Source organism: Pseudomonas fluorescens HK44 (genome assembly GCF_000217955.3).
GTDB lineage: Bacteria > Pseudomonadota > Gammaproteobacteria > Pseudomonadales > Pseudomonadaceae > Aquipseudomonas > Aquipseudomonas fluorescens_AQ.
On sequence record NZ_AFOY02000002.1, the window covers coordinates 49,161 to 67,993 of the forward strand.

17 protein-coding genes are annotated in these 18,833 nt (G+C 60.3%); 5 read left to right on the plus strand and 12 right to left on the minus strand.

The features are described from left to right. Window positions 1–130: 130 nt before the first annotated feature. Window positions 131–1,042 (plus strand): pyridoxal-phosphate dependent enzyme, encoded by a 912-nt coding sequence (locus tag HK44_RS00460; protein WP_019689667.1) that lies wholly within the window; start codon window positions 131–133, stop codon window positions 1,040–1,042. A 10-nt stretch (window positions 1,043–1,052) separates the two neighbouring features. Here the strand turns inward: HK44_RS00460 and HK44_RS00465 are convergent, their stop codons facing one another. Together HK44_RS00465 and ppnN are read right to left on the minus strand one after the other, a co-directional pair. After that, window positions 1,053–1,613, minus strand: a complete 561-nt coding sequence (locus HK44_RS00465; RefSeq protein WP_019689668.1) for a histidine phosphatase family protein — start codon at window positions 1,611–1,613, stop codon at window positions 1,053–1,055. 96 nt (window positions 1,614–1,709) lie between these two features. After that, window positions 1,710–3,083, minus strand: a complete 1,374-nt coding sequence (gene ppnN, locus HK44_RS00470) for a nucleotide 5'-monophosphate nucleosidase PpnN (protein WP_019689669.1) — start codon at window positions 3,081–3,083, stop codon at window positions 1,710–1,712. A 445-nt stretch (window positions 3,084–3,528) separates the two neighbouring features. On the opposite strand from ppnN, the gene HK44_RS00475 reads away from it, so the two are divergent. The 3 genes from HK44_RS00475 to HK44_RS00485 all read left to right on the plus strand — a co-directional run bounded on the left by HK44_RS00475 (window position 3,529) and on the right by HK44_RS00485 (window position 5,267). After that, window positions 3,529–4,122: a cytochrome b/b6 domain-containing protein gene (locus tag HK44_RS00475; RefSeq protein WP_019689670.1), complete on the plus strand. Its 594-nt coding sequence runs from the start codon at window positions 3,529–3,531 to the stop codon at window positions 4,120–4,122. Window positions 4,123–4,152: 30 nt separating this feature from the next. Beyond that, complete coding sequence (locus HK44_RS00480; RefSeq protein ID WP_019689671.1) at window positions 4,153–4,899, plus strand: molybdopterin-dependent oxidoreductase; 747 nt, start codon at window positions 4,153–4,155, stop codon at window positions 4,897–4,899. A 68-nt stretch (window positions 4,900–4,967) separates the two neighbouring features. Next, window positions 4,968–5,267: a hypothetical protein gene (locus HK44_RS00485; RefSeq protein ID WP_019689672.1), complete on the plus strand. Its 300-nt coding sequence runs from the start codon at window positions 4,968–4,970 to the stop codon at window positions 5,265–5,267. 57 nt (window positions 5,268–5,324) lie between these two features. On the opposite strand, the gene HK44_RS00490 is transcribed toward HK44_RS00485, so the two are convergent. From HK44_RS00490 to kdpF, 8 genes are all read right to left on the minus strand, one after another. Next, a complete protein-coding gene (locus tag HK44_RS00490; protein WP_019689673.1) occupies window positions 5,325–6,458 on the minus strand; it encodes a P1 family peptidase in 1,134 nt (377 codons plus the stop codon). Between the two features lie 518 nt (window positions 6,459–6,976). Next, window positions 6,977–7,306: a hypothetical protein gene (locus tag HK44_RS00495; RefSeq protein ID WP_019689674.1), complete on the minus strand. Its 330-nt coding sequence runs from the start codon at window positions 7,304–7,306 to the stop codon at window positions 6,977–6,979. 227 nt (window positions 7,307–7,533) lie between these two features. Further along, window positions 7,534–8,223 (minus strand): response regulator, encoded by a 690-nt coding sequence (locus HK44_RS00500; RefSeq protein WP_019689676.1) that lies wholly within the window; start codon window positions 8,221–8,223, stop codon window positions 7,534–7,536. Beyond that, window positions 8,220–10,919, minus strand: coding sequence for a two-component system sensor histidine kinase KdpD (gene kdpD / locus HK44_RS00505; protein WP_019689677.1), 2,700 nt, complete (start codon window positions 10,917–10,919; stop codon window positions 8,220–8,222). The genes HK44_RS00500 and kdpD overlap by 4 nt, the downstream gene beginning before the upstream one ends. A 22-nt stretch (window positions 10,920–10,941) precedes the next feature. Then, window positions 10,942–11,514, minus strand: a complete 573-nt coding sequence (kdpC, locus tag HK44_RS00510; protein ID WP_019689678.1) for a potassium-transporting ATPase subunit KdpC — start codon at window positions 11,512–11,514, stop codon at window positions 10,942–10,944. Between the two features lie 12 nt (window positions 11,515–11,526). Then, the gene (gene kdpB / locus HK44_RS00515; protein ID WP_019689679.1) at window positions 11,527–13,605 is read right to left on the minus strand and encodes a potassium-transporting ATPase subunit KdpB; all 2,079 of its coding nucleotides are present in this window, start codon (window positions 13,603–13,605) and stop codon (window positions 11,527–11,529) included. Window positions 13,606–13,615: 10 nt separating this feature from the next. Then, window positions 13,616–15,388, minus strand: coding sequence for a potassium-transporting ATPase subunit KdpA (kdpA, locus tag HK44_RS00520; RefSeq protein WP_019689680.1), 1,773 nt, complete (start codon window positions 15,386–15,388; stop codon window positions 13,616–13,618). Further along, window positions 15,385–15,477 carry a K(+)-transporting ATPase subunit F gene (gene kdpF / locus HK44_RS00525; protein ID WP_019689681.1) on the minus strand — a complete coding sequence of 31 codons (93 nt, stop codon included), beginning with the start codon at window positions 15,475–15,477 and terminating at the stop codon, window positions 15,385–15,387. The genes kdpA and kdpF overlap by 4 nt, the downstream gene beginning before the upstream one ends. Window positions 15,478–16,014: 537 nt before the next feature. Between kdpF and HK44_RS00530 the strand changes: the two genes are divergently transcribed. Continuing rightward, window positions 16,015–16,287: a hypothetical protein gene (locus HK44_RS00530; protein ID WP_024264653.1), complete on the plus strand. Its 273-nt coding sequence runs from the start codon at window positions 16,015–16,017 to the stop codon at window positions 16,285–16,287. A gap of 187 nt (window positions 16,288–16,474) precedes the next feature. On the opposite strand, the gene HK44_RS00535 is transcribed toward HK44_RS00530, so the two are convergent. Next, complete coding sequence (locus HK44_RS00535) at window positions 16,475–17,131, minus strand: DUF2931 family protein (RefSeq protein WP_019689684.1); 657 nt, start codon at window positions 17,129–17,131, stop codon at window positions 16,475–16,477. A gap of 2 nt (window positions 17,132–17,133) precedes the next feature. Beyond that, window positions 17,134–18,744, minus strand: coding sequence for a T6SS phospholipase effector Tle1-like catalytic domain-containing protein (locus HK44_RS00540; protein ID WP_019689685.1), 1,611 nt, complete (start codon window positions 18,742–18,744; stop codon window positions 17,134–17,136). Window positions 18,745–18,833: the final 89 nt, after the last annotated feature.

Below are 18,833 nucleotides of genomic sequence, written 5' to 3' on the forward strand. Positions count from 1 at the left end.
GAAGGCGGCGACGTCTAAACTCAGCGGTATAGCCCGGTCCTGGGGGCATTCGTCGAATCTGCCTTTGCCCGTTCGAGTCAGCACCCTACCGGCTGCCCATTTATCCGTTTTTTTGATCAGGATGCCCGCGATGCTGCATATCAGAACACCCTTGGTACTCCATCCGGGGCTCTCGACGCCAGACAGGCGCATCTGGCTCAAGCTGGAAAACCTGCAACCCAGCGGTTCATTCAAGCTGCGCGGCATGGGCCTGCTCTGTACCCGCGCGGCCGAGCAGGGGATGAAGAAAGTGGTCTGTCCGTCCGGCGGCAATGCCGGCTATGCGACGGCAGTGGCCGCCGCAGCATTGGGGTTGCAAGCGAGCATCATCGTGCCGCACACCACCCCGCAAAGCACCCGGGCGCGAATCGCCAAAACCGGGGCACATGTGATCGTGCACGGTCAGGTGTGGGACGAGGCCAACCAGTTGGCGCTGGAACTCGCCAAGGCGCCTGATACCGAATACGTGCCGGCGTTCGACCACCCGACGCTGTGGGAAGGACACAGCACGATGATCGATGAAATTCTGCAGGACTGCCCTCAGGTCGACGCGATAGTGGCGTCGGTGGGCGGGGGTGGTTTGCTGGCCGGGATCCTGACCGGCCTGGAACGCCACGCCCGGCTGGATTGTCGGATCATTGCCTGCGAAACCGAGGGCGCAGCGTCATTCGCCGCCGCGGTCAAGGCCGGGCATCCGGTCAAACTCTCCGAAATCAACACCGTCGCCAGCTCACTCGGGGCGCTGCAAGTTGCGCAATGGCCGGTTGAGCACATCCAGCATTTCCAGCACACGTGTGTCGTCCTGACGGATGCCGAGGCCATCATGGGCGTCGTCCGCTATGCCGATGACATGCGTCAACTGGTGGAGCCGGCGTGCGGTGTCTCGCTGGCCGTCGCGTATCTGGATCACCCGGCGATTGCCGGAGCCCATGATGTGGTGATCGTCGTGTGTGGCGGGATCAGCATCAGTGCGCAGAAGGTTGCCGGCTGGCAGAACCTTTGACGTCGTGAGGTCAGGCTGGCGTCAGGCGCAGTCGCCAGCGGCCGTTGTAGCGTAATTCGACGGCGGCCAGAGGCTCGACGTCAATCGTGTTGAACAGCGCGAGTGGGCATTGCATCACGTGCATCAGCGCGGCACGAATCACGAACGGGTGAGTGACGGCAAGGAGGTGCCCGGGCTGGCTGCCCAGGGTCTCCAGCCACGCTGCGATCCGCTCGCAGAGTTGGGCCACTGATTCACCGCCATGCGCAGCACGGGTGCTGTCGCTCAACCAGGCGTGCAGCAACTCGGGCTCGTTTTGTTGCAGGTCATTGATCCGCAGCCCCTTCCAGCGACCCATATCGCAATCGCGCAGGGCCGGGACAATTTCCATGTCCGCGCCAAACAGCGCGGCGGTCTCTCGGGCCCGGGCTTCCGGTGCGCTGAGCAGGCGTGGCGCTCGTTTGAAACGCTTGGCCAATGAACCTTTTTCGTTCTGCCAGTCCATTTCCACTGATTCATCCTCGGCAAAGCGCGCCAGTTTCTGGGCCGCTGTCCGGGCGTGACAGATCAGGGTCAAACGGGTGGTCTGCACGGGAATCACTCAGGCTGTGTTGGGGGGAGCGTATCGCAAAGAGAGAAGACCGGCCCGGAACCGCACGGTTCCGAGCCGGTCCACGCGAGGGTGTTTTTAGCTGATGACCTGATAGCAGGGCACATACTCTGCGCCACCGGGCAGTTTCATACGGTGTTGCGCGACAAACGCTTTCAGCAGTTTGTCCAGTGGCTGCATGACCGCTGCGTCGCCGTGGATCTTGTAAGGACCGTGTTTCTCGATCAGGCGGATGCCCTTGTCCTTGACGTTACCGGCAACGATGCCGGAAAACGCACGGCGCAGGTTTGCCGCCAGTTCGTGCGGCGGCAGGTCGTGGCGCAGTTGCAAGCTGGCCATGTTTTCGTGGGTTGGGTCGAACGGGCGCTGGAAGCCTTCGTCGATCTTCAGCAGCCAGTTGAAATGGAACGCATCGTTGCGCTCGCGGCGGAACTGCTTGACGTCCTTGAGCCCTTTAGTCATTTGCCGGGCCACCTGGGCCGGGTCGTCGATGATGATCTCGTAGTGACTCTGCGCTTCTTCGCCCAGTGTGGCGCCGACGAACGCGTGCAGTTGCTGCAAGTACGGCTCCGCGCTCTTAGGTCCTGTCAGGATCACCGGGAAGGGCAGGTCGCGGTTGTCCGGGTGCATCAGGATACCCAGCAGGTAGAGGAATTCTTCGGCAGTACCGGCGCCACCCGGGAAAATGATGATGCCGTGGCCGACGCGGACGAAGGCTTCCAGGCGCTTCTCGATGTCCGGCAGGATCACCAGTTCATTGACGATCGGGTTCGGCGCTTCGGCTGCAATAATCCCGGGCTCCGTCAGCCCCAGGTAGCGCCCGTGGGTGATCCGTTGCTTGGCGTGGGAAATGGTCGCGCCCTTCATTGGGCCTTTCATCACCCCAGGCCCGCAGCCGGTGCACACATCCAGACTGCGCAGGCCGAGTTCGTGGCCGACTTTTTTGGTGTATTGATATTCCTCAGAGCTGATCGAGTGACCGCCCCAGCACACGACGATTTTCGGCTCCACGCCGGCACGCAGGGTACGGGCGTTGCGCAGCAGGTGGAAGACGTAGTCGCTGATGCCTTGGGACGAGCTCAGGTCGATGCGCTGGCTGTCCAGCTCGTTCTCGGTATAAACGATGTCGCGCAGGGCGCTGAACAGCATCTCGCGGGTGCTGGCGATCATTTCGCCATCGACGAAGGCGTCTGCGGGCGCGTTGAGCAATTCAAGGCGGACACCGCGATCTTGCTGATGAATGCGAATCTCGAAGTCCCGATAGGCTTCCAGAATGGTCTTGGCGTTGTCGACATGGGCGCCGGTATTGAGGATGGCCAGGGCGCACTGGCGGAAGAGAGAGTAGATGCTGCCTGATCCTGCGGCGCTCAGTTGCTGAACTTCGCGTTGGGACAGCGTCTCCAGGCTGCCTTTTGGGCTCACCGAAGCATTGATAACTTGTCTTGCGGTCATTCGATATTCCCTGAGAACGATGTTATCGAGCCCGACAGGCTCAGTAGCATCAGGATAGTCAGTGCCAGAGCGATCGTGCTGCTTTCATCTTCTCCGGCGACCGGGCATGAATGCAAACATCATGGCCGATGCGCGCCGGATGGTTCGTTTGATGATGAACCGGACGACCATGAAACAGGATTCCTGGCGGGCGGGCAATTGCGTTTTTTCCTGTGGGTGTCTGGACTTGGTGTAGAGCGGGGCGTTTTTGCGAAGGGCACACAGTGCCAGGACGAATAATCTAAAACGGCGTCTGTAAGTCGCTGCTAGTCTTGATAGATGCGTCGCCAGGGCGGCGTTGTTTGCGACTCCATTGGAGTTGCCGGTTAACCATGGGGGATTGAGCCAACACACGTCGTGGTGGTCGGGGGGATTTTACCGGCGCGTTGCCGGCAGGACAGGAACCATGAGTAGTTCGCAAACTATTCACCCGATCTGGCTACGGTTGACCCACTGGATCAACGTCATCGCCGTGGTCATCCTGGTGATGAGCGGCTGGCGCATCTATAACGCCGCGCCGATTTTTTCCTTTCAGATTCCCGCCAGTATCACCCTCGGCGGTTGGTTGGCAGGTGCGCTGCTGTGGCACTTTGCGGCGATGTGGGTACTGTTCATCAACGGCATTGTCTACCTGCTGCTGAATATTTTTTCCGGGCGCATCGTCCACAAGTTCTTCCCCATACCTCCCCGCGAAGTCCTGCATGATTTTTTCGCCGCTCTCAGAGGCAAGCTCGCCCATGCGGACTTGCGGCACTACAACACCCTGCAAAAGCTCGCCTACCTGTTTGCCGTGCTCGATCTCATTGTGCTGGTGCTGTCGGGCCTGGTGATCTGGAAGTCAGTGCAGTTTCCGTTACTGAGGGAGCTGATGGGCGGTTATGACTCGGCGCGCATCGTGCATTTTGTCTGCATGGCGTTGCTGGTCGCTTTTACCGTGGTGCATCTGGTGATGGTGGCCCTTGTGCCACGCACCCTGATTGCCATGCTGCGTGGGCGCTAACTCATGAACAGAACGACTGGTAAAGACCGGATGGATGACCCCGCCATCATCAAATCGGTGGCGCAGGAACTTGATTTACCCGCACGCAGGCAATTTCTTCGGCATGCCTGGACGCTGGGTGGGATTGCCTTGCTGACAGGTTGTCGGCTGGACGACAGCCACTCAGTGGAGTCCATGCTGAAAAGGGTCTCGCGCTTCAATGACAAGGTTCAGGCGGCGCTGTTTGATCCGGGCAGACTGGCACCGACCTACCCCGAGTCGATGATGACGCGCCCGTTTCCGTTCAATGCCTATTACGACCGCAACGGCATTCCGGACATCGAGGAAGATGAGTTCACCCTCACGGTTGGCGGCCTGGTCCAGGACAAACACAGCTGGACCCTGGCCGAATTGAACCAGTTGCCGCGCACCACTCAGGTCACACGGCTGATTTGCGTGGAGGGCTGGAGCGCCATCGGCAAATGGGGTGGGGTGACCTTTTCGACTTTTCTGCAACGGGTGGGCGCCGATACCGGTGCCAAATATGTCGGGCTCAAATGCGCTGATGACTATTACACCAGCATCGACATGCCTACGGCTTTGCATGCGCAAACGCTGCTGACCCTGAGCTATGACGATCAGGTATTGCCGCCGGAATACGGTTACCCCCTGCGACTGCGCATGCCGACAAAGCTGGGCTTCAAGAACCCGAAACATGTGGTGGAGATTTTCGTGACCAACGATTACCCCGGTGGTTATTGGGAAGATCAGGGTTACAACTGGTTCAGTGGCAGTTGAGCAATCGGCTGTTCTGAAACGCGGCGCATTGCCGCTGTCCTTAACGCGAACTGCACAGGAGTAGTGACATGAAGAAGCTGATTGCTGCGGCGATTGCTGCCGTAGTTCTGGTGGTGGCCGCCCCGTTGTTTGCGGCTGAAGCGAATACGAATGACATGTCCAAGGATCAGATGGACAAGGGCACGATGAAAAACGACGAAATGAAAAGTAATGCCACGAAGACCACCAAGCACCACTACAAGACCAAGGGCGAGAAGACCAAGAGTGCCACCATGAAGAAAGACAGCATGGAGAAAGGTGGCGCGATGAAGAGCGAGGGCATGGAGAAAAAGGATGAAATGGGCACTGACACGATGAAAAAATATTAAGGCGCCCGCACCCAACCGGCGGAATGTGCGCTCCGCCGGTGACGTGTCGCGTGTGTGCTAGAGCGCAGTGTTTTGCTCAGCCCCTGGCCAACCGGCCTGGCGCAAGGCATGCAGCAACGTGGCGGCATCCAGCCCCGGCACCGCATGCCCATTGCCCTCGGTAGTCTCGGAGGCCAGCAAGGCATTGATGATGGCTTCTTCTACCGCTTCGGTGGCGGCCAGGAACAACTCACTGATGTGATCGTTGTTGACCATGCGCAGGTGGTCGCAGGTCGGCGCCCCTTTGCCCTGGTAGGCGGCTGGCGGCACGTGTGGATTGCCGGTGGCGAAGGCCACGAAAATGTCACCGCTGTGGTCCTCGTTGCCGCCGCCAGTGCGGGCAAGGCCGAGGCTGGCACGCTGGGCGAGGCGTGTGCACTGGTGCGGCAGCAACGGCGCATCGGTGGCCAGACAAACAACGATCGAGCCCATGCCCGGATAGGGCAGGGACGCTTTGAGGAAGGGCGAGTCAGCCTGTTCCATATAACGCCCGACCGGGTAACCGTCGACGCGCAATTCATTGCGGATGCCGTGGTTGGCCTGGACGATGGCGCCGACGGTCCAGCCACCCTGCGCGCTGCTCAGACGACGCGAAGCGGTGCCAATGCCGCCCTTGAATTCATGACAGATCATGCCGCTGCCGCCGCCGATGGCGCCTTCGGTGACGGGGCCGCCAACGGCTGCGCGCAGGGCCTGGGCCACGTGTTCGGTCTTCACATGGAAACCATTGATATCGCTGAGCAAGCCGTCGAAGGTCTCCAGCACCACCGGCATGTTCCAGTACAGTCGCCCGTCATCGGGTTGACTCTGGCGATCCAGTTCAATCAGCGCATCACGGACCACGCCCAGGCTGTGGGTGTTGGTGAAGGCGATCGGGCTGGTCAGCAGACCGGCCTCGCGAATCCACTCAAGCCCCGTTGCGTCACCATTGCCGTTGAGCACATGGACACCGGCAAAGCACGGCTGTTGATTAGTGGAACCGGCCCTCGGTTCGATCACGGTGACGCCGGTATGAATGTCGCGGCCATCAGCTGTTCGTCCACGCACATTGCTGTGGCCGACCCGTACGCCGGGCACATCGGTGATGGCGTTGAGGGGGCCGGGTTGCAGCTGGCCGAATTGAATGTTCAGGTCGCGGGCACGTGGTTTCATCTGAAACTCTCAGTCAAGTTAGACAGTAAAGGCGCACATTGCTCAGGGCATACGCCGGGGGGACGTCGGCTCGGTTGCCGTTCTTGATGTTGCTCCAGCGCCGCGTGCAGACACGCTTGTTCGCATGGGACGGTGGACAGGTTAGTGACGCAGGCCGCAGGTGCCTATTACCCTGGTGGGGTACTCGCAAGGGGGTAGAGACTGAGTGTCGGCGGGTTGAGCTGATCCGTATTTTCCTTTGCTATCTGCATCTGTAATGAACTGGGCCCCAGCCTCACAATGACGCTGCAACCACAGACGGGTAATTTTGGAGGCCTAATGCTGAAGATGGCGATTTTTCTGGGTGGATTTCTGGCATTGACCATCGTGATCGGTGCGCTTGCCACCATCTCTCCGATGTAACCAAAAGAAGAGAGCGCCGCGTTTTTCCGGATCCTCCCGACCTTGTGTACGTGGCGCTTTTCGAACGTTGCCGGCACAGCCTTTGTTGCGACTTCTAGTGCCCGGTTACGGGCCTGTCAGGTGACGGTGGGGATGTAGTCGATATACGCCAATCGCTCACCATTTTGGTAAATGTCAACGGCGGTGTAATGGGGCGCGCTGGGGGGCATTACCCGGTCGTACCTGGCCTGCGTACAGGACAGCATTTGTGCCCAGTTTCCAGGCCGTTGGATCAAGTGCAGATCCAGCATGAGGATCGACGGATTAAAGCCTTGCGGGGCTCGCATGGTCAGATAGGCCTCGATCCCCGGATTGGCAACTTCAACATCACCAACAACGTGGAAGTCATCCGGTTTCGGTGGCATCGCGTTCAGCCATGCATGCCAGTTGTTGCTGCTAGTGGTCATCTTTCTATTCCTTGAGAAATGAAACCCGAAGCTTGAAGTACTGCCGTTCCGTATGGCGCTTCGTATGCCATCGAATGAAATGCCCGGTGTCCAATCGACCGTGAAAGGTCTCCTGTCTAAAGGTGTAGACGAGGAAAGGGCGCTCCCTCTTCAGCATGGACGAACGGTAGCCATGGGGGCTCAGGGCATGAAGCTCGGGTTTGAATTCAACGCGCGGTGCTCAGTGTTCAAGGAATGAAACGGTAACCGACACCGGTTTCGGTCACGAGATGGCGCGGCTGCGATGGGTCTGCTTCGATTTTCTTGCGCAGACCGCCCATGAATACCCGAAGGTACGGCGTGTCGGTGGTGTGCGAAGGGCCCCATACGGCTTTGAGCAGTTGCAGGTGCGTCAGGACCCGGTCCGGGTGCGAGCACAGATGAACCAGCAAACGGTATTCCAGCGGCGTCAGGTGCAAAGGCACACCGGCGCGTTCCACGACGCGTCGGTCCAGATCAATTTGAATGTCGGAGAAGCTCAGTACCGCACGGTTCTCGGCATCTTTCACACGCCTGCGTAACAGGGCGCGGACGCGCGCGAGCAGTTCTCCGGTGCCAAAGGGTTTTACCAGGTAGTCGTCGGCCCCGGTGTCGAGGGCCAGGATCTTGTCGGATTCGGCGCCACGGGCCGACAAGACAATGATCGGCACCTCCGACCAGGTGCGCAGATCCCGGATGAGGTCAACGCCGTCACCGTCGGGAAGTCCGAGATCCAGCACGATCAGGTCCGGCCGGCGCGTTCCCGCGTCGATCAGACCGCGCTGAAAGTTCTCGGCTTCATGCACTTCCAGGCCATCGGCTTGCAGGGCCATCCGTACAAAACGGCGAATGTCCTTTTCGTCTTCAATCAGCAGGACGCGCAGCACCGGTTCGCTCATGATGGGTCCTCGTCAGTTTGCTGCGAAAGCGCTTCGATGTTCGGCGGCTCTTCACGGGGCAGACGCAAGGTGAAGCGCGCACCGCCTTCCGGGCGGGTCACACCGAGCATGGTTCCGCCATGCGCCTGGGCAATCGCCCGGCAGATGGCCAGGCCCAGACCGACGCCGGGAATCGAACTTTCCTTTTTGCCGCGCATGAATTTGTTGAAGATCGCCTCTTCGTGACCGTGGGGCAATCCTGGCCCTTCATCGACGACCCACAACTCAATGCTCTCGGGCGTGGCGCTGGCCCCCAGACGGATCGGCGTGCCGGGCGGGGTGTATTTGACGGCGTTTTCGATCAGGTTGATGAGGATGCGCTCGATCAGCACCGCATCGATGCGAACCAGTGGCAAGTCCTCCTCGAGTGCAACCTGCACCGAACGCCCTCCCAGAATCGGCTGGATAGCTCTCAGGGCGCTACCGACCACGTCTTCGATGGGCTGCCACTGACGATTCAACACCACCTTGCCGGATTCGAGGCGAGCCATGTCCAGCAGGTTATTGACCAGCGTATTCATGCGCAGCGCGGATTCGCCCACCGCGGTGGCGATCTCAGCGGCTTCGCCGGTCAGGGGCGGCTTGGTCAGCTTGAGCGCTTCGGCGAGCCCGACCATGACTGACAGCGGGGTGCGCAAATCGTGGGAAATGGCCGAAAGCAGCGAGTTGCGCAACCGCTCGGACTCCATCTGAACCGTGGTGTCCTGGGCGACGTTGATGTAGTGAATCCGTTCGAGCGAGATGGCCAGCAATGACGCGCAGGTGTCGAGCAGGCGGCGCTGTTCCGGCACCGCCAGCCGGGTTGTGTCGCGCGGTTGCACGGCCAGGACCCCGCGCACCCGCATAGGGGCCGACAAGGGCAGGTAAAGCGTGGAACTGGAGGGCAGGGTGTCGGTGCCGTATCCGGCCGGTTCGGTTTTGTCATACGACCACTGGGCAATCGCAACGTCGACTTGCGGTGCGTCCCCCGTGACCATCGGCGCCTGCAGCTTATTGTTGTCGTCGGCCACCAGCAGTGCCGACCGGGCGCCAAACTCGGCCGCGAGGAACTGCGCGCCGATTTCCGCAACCTGTTCGGTCAGCAGTGCGGCGGACAACAGACGCGACATGTCGTACAGCCCGCGCATGCGGTCTTCGCGCCGTTGCGCCACCCGCGCCTGGTAGGTCAGGCTGGCGGTCATTTGCCCGATCACCAGGGCGACCACGAGCATGACGCTAAAGGTCACCAGATACTGGATATCGGCGATGGCGAATGAAAAACGCGGCGCCACAAAGAAAAAGTCGAAGGCGCCGACCGAGACGAAGGCCGCCATGATGGCCGGGCCACGACCAAAGCGCACCGCCACGGCGACGACCGCCAGCAGGAACAGCATGACGATGTTGGCCTGTTCCAGCACCTGGAACAGCGGCATGGCCAGCAGGGTCGTCACCGCACAGATCGCGACGCTCCAGAGATAGGGGCGCCAGGTGATCGGGCTGTCGCTGGCGGTGGAGGTCGTCTCGGCTGGTGGACGGCGACTCTCCGGCAGCGAGATTTGAATCACGTCGAGATCGGCGCCCAGCACACCAATCCGATCGGCAAGCACTCGCCGCCAGAGTCGTTTTCGCGGACGTTCATCACGGCCCAGCACGACTTTTGAAAGGTTGTGCTGCCGGGCGTACTTGACCAGCGTTTCGGCAATGTCCTGGCCCGCCAGGGTCGAGATGTGCGCGCCCATGTCCTGAGCCAGCTTCAAGGTTGCCAGCACGCGACGCCGCTTGACGTCGGGCAGGCGCTGCAAGGCCGGGGTTTCGACATACACGGCGTGCCACGGCACGTTGAGCTGAGCGGCCAGGCGCGCCGTCGAGCGTACGGTTTTTTCGGCCTGATCATTGGGGCCGACGCAGGCAAGCAACGACTCGCGGGTGCCCCACACCGGTTTTACCGCGCCGCTTTGGCGATACTGCAACATCTCGCTGTCGACCCGGTCGGCGGTTCGGCGCAGCGCCAGTTCGCGCAGGGCGATCAGGTTGCCCTTGCGGAAGAAGTTCTGCACCGCGCGCTCGGCCTGTTGCGCCATATAGACCTTGCCTTCCTTCAAGCGCTGCAACAGATCGTCGGGCGGCAAGTCGACGATGACCACTTCATCGGCAGTGTCGAAGACATGGTCGGGCACGGTCTCCCAGACACGAATCCCGGTAATGCCGCCGACAATGTCGTTCAGGCTTTCGAGGTGCTGAACGTTCATCGTCGACCAGACATCGATACCGGCGCTGAGCAGTTCTTCAACGTCCTGCCAGCGCTTTGGATGGCGGGAACCTGCGATATTGGAGTGAGCCAGTTCGTCGATCAGGATCAGTCCCGGTTTGCGCGCGAGCGCGGCGTCCAGATCGAACTCGGTCAACGTGCGGTTCTTGTCGACCACCTGCTTGCGAGGCAATAGTTCAAGGCCCTCTGTCAGGGCCTGAGTCTCGGCGCGACCGTGGGTTTCGATCACGCCGACCAGCACGTCGATGTTTTGCTGTTTTGCAGTCTGGGCGGCTGCGAGCATCGCGTAGGTCTTGCCGACACCGGCGCTGGCGCCGAAAAAAATCTTCAGCCGACCACGTTTGGCCTGCGCTTCTTCTTCACGAATCCGGGCCAGTAGCTGGTCCGGATCAGGACGTTCTTCGGCCATCAAGCTCACCGTGTGTTAACGCTCAATGTGCGGCGTCGAGTGCCAGGTTCAATTCCAGAACGTTGACCCGAGGCTCGCCGAGAAACCCGAGCAGCGTGCTTTCGGAGTGTTGGTTGATCAACTCGCGAACCTTGTCGACGGGCAGGTTGCGCACCCGCGAAACCCGGCCCGCCTGGTACAGCGCCGCGGCAATGCTGATATGCGGATCAAGCCCACTGGCGGAACTGTAGACCAGGTCGGCGGGCACCGTGGCGGTGTTGCCGGGATCGGCAGCGTGCAAGGCGTCGATGCGGCCCTTGATCGCATCCGCCAGCGCCGGGTTCAGCGGACCGAGGTTCGAGCCGCCCGAGGCCAGCGGGTTGTAGGGCATGGGGCTGGTGGCGGAAGGGCGGCTCCAGAAATACTTCGGATCACTGAAGCCCTGACCGATCAACAGCGAGCCCACGGTTTTGCCGTCTCTCTCGATCAGGCTACCCGCCGCCTGATGGGGAAAGACCAGCCTGGCAATGCCGGTCGTGACCAGTGGATAGGCCAGGCCGGTGAGCAGTGACAGTGCAATCAGCAGGGTCAACGCCGGACGCAGCAGAGATAACATAGCCATACTCCCTTAAGTCAGACCGACAGCGGACAGCGCCATGTCGATCACTTTGATGCCAATGAATGGAACGATCACCCCACCCAACCCATAGATCAACAGGTTGCGCCGCAACAGCAGCGCGGCACCGACCGGGCGGTACTTCACGCCTCGAAGCGCCAGGGGAATCAGGAAAATGATAATCAGCGCGTTGAAAATCACCGCCGACAGCACCGCCGAATTCGGGCTTGTCAGGCCCATGATGTTCAGTGCGGCGAGCTGCGGGTAAGTGCTGACAAAGGCTGCCGGCACGATCGCGAAGTACTTGGCGATGTCGTTGGCAATCGAGAACGTGGTCAGCGAACCCCGGGTCATCAGCATCTGTTTGCCGGTTTCCACCACCTCGATCAACTTGGTCGGGTTGCTGTCGAGGTCGACCATGTTGCCGGCTTCCTTGGCCGCCTGAGTCCCCGAGTTCATCGCCACCGCGACATCCGCCTGCGCCAGCGCCGGGGCATCGTTGGTGCCGTCGCCGGTCATGGCCACCAGCCGGCCTTCGGCCTGGTAGCTACGGATCAGTTCGAGCTTTTGTTCGGGTGTGGCTTCCGCCAAAAAGTCATCGACACCGGCCTCGGCGGCGATGGCAGCAGCGGTGATCCGGTTGTCCCCCGTCACCATCACGGTCTTGATCCCCATGCGCCGCAGCTCGGAGAAGCGCTCCTTGATGCCGCCCTTGACGATGTCCTTGAGTTCGATCACGCCCAGCACCCTGGGCCCATCGGCGACCACCAGCGGCGTACTGCCGCGCTGAGCCACTTGTTCGACGATGGTTTGCACCGCTTCCGGAAAGTGTCCGCCCAGGCTTTGGACATGCTTGAGGATCGCCTCGCCGGCGCCCTTGCGCAGTTGCCGCTCATCCATGTTGACGCCGCTCATGCGGGTCTGCGCCGAAAAGTGCACGAAGTGTGCGTGCAGCGCGGTGATGTCGCGTTCGCGCAGGTTGAACCGTTGTTTGGCCAGGACCACGATGCTGCGCCCTTCAGGCGTTTCGTCGGCCAGTGACGCCAGCTGTGCGATATCCGCCAGCTCCGCTTCCTTGATGCCCGGCGCCGGCAAGAACGCCGAGGCGTGGCGGTTGCCCAGGGTGATGGTCCCGGTCTTGTCGAGCAGCAACACGTCAACATCACCGGCAGCCTCCACGGCCCGCCCGGAGGTGGCAATCACGTTGGCTTCCATCATGCGGCTCATGCCCGCCACACCGACCGCCGACAGCAGCCCGGCGATGGTCGTCGGGATCAGACACACCAACAACGAGATGAGCACGGTGATCGAGACCGGCGAGCCGGATTTGGCAGCAGCGACCCCAAACAGGGAGTAGGGCAGGAGTGTCACCGTCACGCCGAGGAACACGATGGTCAGTGCGACCAGCAGGATCGACAGGGCGATTTCATTCGGAGTCTTTTGCCGCTTGGCATTTTCGACCATGGCAATCATGCGGTCGACGAAGGTCTCGCCGGGGTTGGCGGTCACGCGGACGACGATCCAGTCCGACAGCACCCGCGTACCGCCGGTCACCGACGAGAAGTCGCCGCCAGACTCGCGAATCACCGGAGCCGATTCGCCGGTAATCGCCGACTCATCCACCGAGGCGGCGCCTTCGATCACCTCGCCGTCGGCGGGGATCACCGAGTTCGCAAGGTCACCGGCCTCAACCACCACCACGTCGCCTTTGCACAGGTCACTCGACTGAGCCAACTGCCACTCGGCGCCGTAGTGCGGTTCGCGCAGTTTCTTGGCCCAGGTTTGCTTTTTCAGGTCGCGCAGGGAGGCCGCCTGGGCCTTGCTGCGACCTTCGGCCAGCGCTTCGGCAAAGTTGGCGAACAGCAGGGTAAACCACAGCCACAAGGCAATCGCGAGGATGAACCCGCTGCTGGCTTCACCCTTGCCGCTGAGGGCCTGCCCCCAGAGGGCGGTGGTGATGATCGCGCCGATGTAGACGACAAACATCACCGGGTTGCGCCACTGGATTCGTGGGCTGAGTTTGCGCACCGACTCGACCATCGCAGGCCTTATCAGTTTCGGGTCGAACAAGGAGAACGCTTTACGTGTCATGTTCGTGGTCTCACTTGATCATGATGAGGTGTTCGACAACGGGACCCAGCGCGAGCGCCGGTACGTAGTTCAGCAAGCCGACCAGCAATACCGTGCCAATCAGCAGTACAACAAACAGCATCCCGTGGGTCGGCATCGTGCCGCCGGTGACGGCCAGGCGTTTCTTCGCCGCCAGGCTGCCAGCGACGGCGAGCACCGGTACGATCACGCCAAAGCGCCCAAACCAACAGGCGATCGCCAACATGATGTTGTAGAACGGGGTGTTGGCCGACAGCCCGGCGAAGGCGCTGCCATTGTTGTTGGCTGCCGAGGTGAAGGCATAGAGGATCTCCGAGAAACCATGGGCGCCAGGGTTGGCGATTCCCAGCTTGCCGGCCTCGGCCATCACCGCAATGGCGGTCCCGAACAGCACCAGCAGCGGCGTCACCAGAATCGCAATGGCGACCATTTTCATCTCGAAGGCTTCGATCTTCTTGCCCAGGTATTCAGGTGTACGGCCGATCATCAGGCCAGCGATAAACACCGCGAGAATGGCGAATATCAGCATGCCGTACAGACCGGAACCGGTGCCGCCGAACACCACTTCACCGAGTTGCATCAGCACCAGCGGCACCGCGCCACCCAGTGGGGTGAACGAGTCGTGCATCGCGTTGACCGCACCGCATGAAGCCGCCGTCGTCACCGCTGCAAACAGGCTGGAGGCACTGATGCCGAAGCGCAGTTCCTTGCCCTCCATGTTGCCCGCCGCCGTATCAATGCCCAGCGCTGAAAACTGCGGATTGCCCAGTTGTTCGTAATGGGTGACGGCCACCACCGCGATCACGAAGATGATCGTCATCGTCGCCAGCAGCGCCCAGCCCTGGCGTATGTCACCGACCACATGACCGAACACGAAACACAGCGCGGTCGGGATCAGGAAGATCGCGAGCAACTGGAAGAAGTTGGTGATGGCGGTCGGGTTCTCGTAGGGGTGCGACGAGTTGGCGTTGAAGAAACCGCCGCCGTTGGTGCCGAGCATCTTGATCGCTTCTTGCGAGGCCACCGGCCCCATGGCAATCGTCTGCTTGTCGGTGCTGGCGGCCTTGGTCACCGGGTTGCCCTGGGCATCGAGGGTCGGCTGGCCGGCGTCATTCAGCACCGGGTTCTGGTACTGCATGACCTCCAGTGTCGAGACGTCTTTATACGGGTCAAGGTTTTGAATCACACCCTGACTGACGAAGAACAACGCGAGTATCAGCGACAGTGGCAACAGCACCCACAAGGTGACGCGGGTGAGGTCAGTCCAGGCGTTGCCGATGCTGTCCGCGCTGTGGCGGGCGAACCCGCGGATCAGCGCCACCGCCACCACAATGCCGGTGGCGGCGGACAGGAAGTTCTGCACCGTCAGCGCGAGCATCTGCGTCAGGTAACTCATCGTCGACTCGCCGCTGTAGGCTTGCCAGTTGGTGTTGGTCACGAAGCTGAAAGCGGTATTGAACGAGGAGTCGGGAGTGACGGCCGCAAACCCCTGCGGGTTGAACGGCAGCACGCCTTGCAAGCGTTGCAAGGCATAAACCGCCAGCACCCCCAACGCGTTGAACAGAATCAATGCCAGCGCGTACTGGAGCCAACCCATCTGCGTTTCAGGGTTGACGCCCGCCAGACGATACAGCGGCGACTCGATGCGTGAACCGAAGGCAAATCGGCCCTCCATCACCGTGGTCAGCCAACGCCCAAGGGGCCAGGCCAGAAGGCCCAGCGCCACGAGAAAGGCTGCGAGTAAAACCCAGGCTTGAATAGTCACAGGAAGTCCTCCGGAAACAGCAGCGCGGCGACCAGATAAACCAGCAAACCGGCCGCAATGAGGCCGCCGAAAAGATAGAAACCGGTCATGACCGCCTCCTGTTGAGCGCCGCGCAGCCGTACGTCAGACCGACCAGAATGATGAGAAACAGTGCACCGAGTAGCAGATAGAAGAAGTCCATGGCGTTTCCTCCGGGAATGAGGAAAGCCTAAATGGACGCTTGGAAAGTTGTTGACAGGATTAGGGGCAGGGAAATAAAGATCTGATAAAGATGCTGCTCAAGTTCAACAGGCCGTTCAAAGGATCAGGGGCGTATCAATACAGGTCTTACATAAACCCAAGAACCCGTCACCTTGCCCCTTGATGGGGTGAGGCTTATAGTTCGCCCCGTCGCCCACATGGCGATTCAGGTTTGGCGACCTGACCACAGAGAATGCGAAGGCTATCCGCTTTATTGCAGGAGCCAACGCACCCGCAAAGCCGCTTTTCATGGCGGCTGTGCGCGGGAGACCTTCGGGTCTGCCGGTGTTCTCTGTACCGGTTCGCCAACCTGCGCACAGCTGCCACCCATTCGTTTGGCGACGACTGTGTGACGGCCTCGAGCCAATCAAACAGAGATCTTCAAAATGAATCGATACATGCCGCTCACCGGAATCGACCTGATCCCGGCCTCCCTGCTCATCGACACCCAAGCCCCACTCGACGTACTGCAAGCCACCGCCGACTACCGCATCCGCACGGTTACTCAGGTGCTGGAAAATATCGCCTTTCGTGCTGATATCGAGAGCGACACGGTGGTGCTGGCCGACTTCGCCAAACTGCTGGCCATTCCGTTGCGCGATGGGTGCGATTTGATGGATGTGATTGGTAGACGCTTGCGGGAGGAGGCGGGGAAGTGAATGAAGGCGGGCGCTTTGAAGGCGTGATGCCTGTCTGTTAAGCGTTTAAAAGATCGTAGCCTGCGGCAGCTCCGCCGGGCATGCAGCAGGCACCGTTGCCGCTGGATGAACCCGTGGCGTTGCAACTGGCGTTGTACATGGAATCGCATTATCGCTTCGAGTAGACGGAATCGGGCATCCACTGGAATCACCAACTTCCGTAGGGAATGCCGAAGCGTTCGATGTAGCGTTTGGAGGAGTCTTTGATATCGACGTAGTACCCGTTGTACTGCCCTTGATCGGGTCCTAGCGGTTCGATGCCGACTTGCGTCCGGTCAACCTTGTTGGGATGGAAGCAGTTGTCACGGGCCCATACCTGGATTACCCCGCCGGGTGCCAGGCCCAGGTTCAGCGAGGCGGCGGAGTTGGCGGAGTACTCCGGTGTTTCATGACAGCGTCGGGCAGTGGCGTTGCGCATGATGTTGCGAGTTGCTTCGGAAATCTCGATCCAGCCGGCATAGGTCTTGCGCTCGACAATCGATTGCCAGCGAACATAAACCCGAACGGGCAGGTCGGCACCGATTACGGGCATGCTGGAACTTCCGACCCCATCCCAGCCGCGAGCGATTTCGGAGTCAAATTGATCCCCGAGCATTCGTGCGGCAGTGCCGGACGCGACATTGCCAAACAGCCGGCCATGAATGTCCACTACGGCTGATGTTTCCACCCAAACCGTCATGAAGTTGGGCTCGGTGAAACCGATGTACCACCAAGCTGCCTTGTAATCGTTTTTGGCCGAGAGTGGGTCGATGGCTTGGCAGGCGCTTATCGACAACAACACTAAAAGTGCAATCTGGATTTTCATGGCTACAGCATCCATTCCGGTACATGAGGGTGTTGCACCCGTACGGCTTCAGCCGTCGGGACATTGACATAGACCAACTCGACTTTGCTGGTGCGCGCTCCAGAGAGGAAAGTTGGGGTCCAGTGCGCTGACAGGTGGATGTAGCGCAGTTTCAGCAACTGCTCCTCGGCTGGTGTGAGGCTGTAGTCGCCGGCAATAAATCGGTCGCACAAAGATTGAAGCTCGGGAGGCGGTGCCAGTTTGGGACGTTGATGAATATCTTCAAACTCAACACCATGCTTCTTCGCCGCCTCATACATCACCCGCAAATACACACGCGCCAGCCCGGCACTGACCTTACGCTGGAGCTGCAAGCCGACAAAGACCCGTTTGTGTTTCGGCGCCATACGGTCCTGCGGGTCAGGTGGCAGCCTCTTCGGTTCTGGGGTGAGCAGCACCAGCATGTCCAGCGGCCAGCCCTTGGCGTGCCATTTAGCCCGCTCCTGCTCGGCGTTGCGGTAGATCGAGGTGCTTTTGACGTCGGTGGTCAGAAGCACATCCAGGGCCTGCAGGGGGCTGAGCATCAAGCGTTCCTCGGCTTCATCGAGATAGCCGCCGCCGATATCCGCGTGGGCCCCTGGCAGGCTGATTTCAGGGTGATCCGGGCCGACACGATTCAGTGCGAAGTTAGCGCGGTACTCGTCCCGTGCCACCAGTTGCAAGACATTAGGGAAGAACCTGGGCAGCAGGTGTAATTTGACCCCGGGGGCTGCAGGGCTGCGCACATAACCCAGATTGCTCAGGCCACCGACGGAGGCGACGGTGTCGAACAGGCCGATAAATCCGGTTTTCACCCCTTCACCAAATACCTTGCTGAAACCCCGGGCGAACAACCGTTCGGGCAGGGATAGGGTTTCGCGTAGCGGACTGCCGGTTCTGGCCATGCACAGGTAGGCGAAATGCCGGGCTGCGGCGGCGCCGCGACTAAAGCCGAAGACATCGAATATCAGTGATTGGATCTGGATGTCAGGATTGACCTTATGGAAGTCACCTAATCGTCGTTTGATTTCGCTGAATGCTTGAAACACTCGGGCTTCGATACCGGTTTCACCCCGGCCAAATGCCGAGCCCAGCAGGCTATCTTTCTCGCCCGCCGTTGTGCCGATGCCTTCGACGTAGACTTTTTCGAAAGCCAGTTTTTGCTTCTGGATGTCACTGACGCTTCTAGTCTCACTGTACAGGTCATGCAACCTCTTGATGTTCGTCACATCACTCCCATAACTGCTGTTTGGGTCCTTCATGTACGGCTTGCAGTTGCTGTCCATATCCTCCGATGACACCGGATAATGGGCGCCGCAGCGTTGCCCCATCTCGACATTGAACGGGTTGTTGCCGGTGCCATCGAAAAACACCCCGATGCGCAGGGTGATCTTGATGCGTGCCGCTTCTTCTCGGGCCTGTTTCGCTTCCCAAGCGTCGTTGTACTGTTCTTCCTGTGCCCGTTCCGAGTCAGGTGCTTGTTCTCGGTTGCGTTCAGCCGTTTTCCGGTTGCGTTCGGCCGTTTGTCTGGCGAGCTTTTTCACGGCTCTGTCGCGGCAGGCCGCGCAATTGCAGCCATCGAACTTTTGTCCCATCCCTGTGTTCCTTTTCCATGTGGGCCTTCAGGCTGGAAAAGTGCGCGTTGCGGGAAGGGTGACGCTGCCAGTCGCGGCTTAAGTAAATG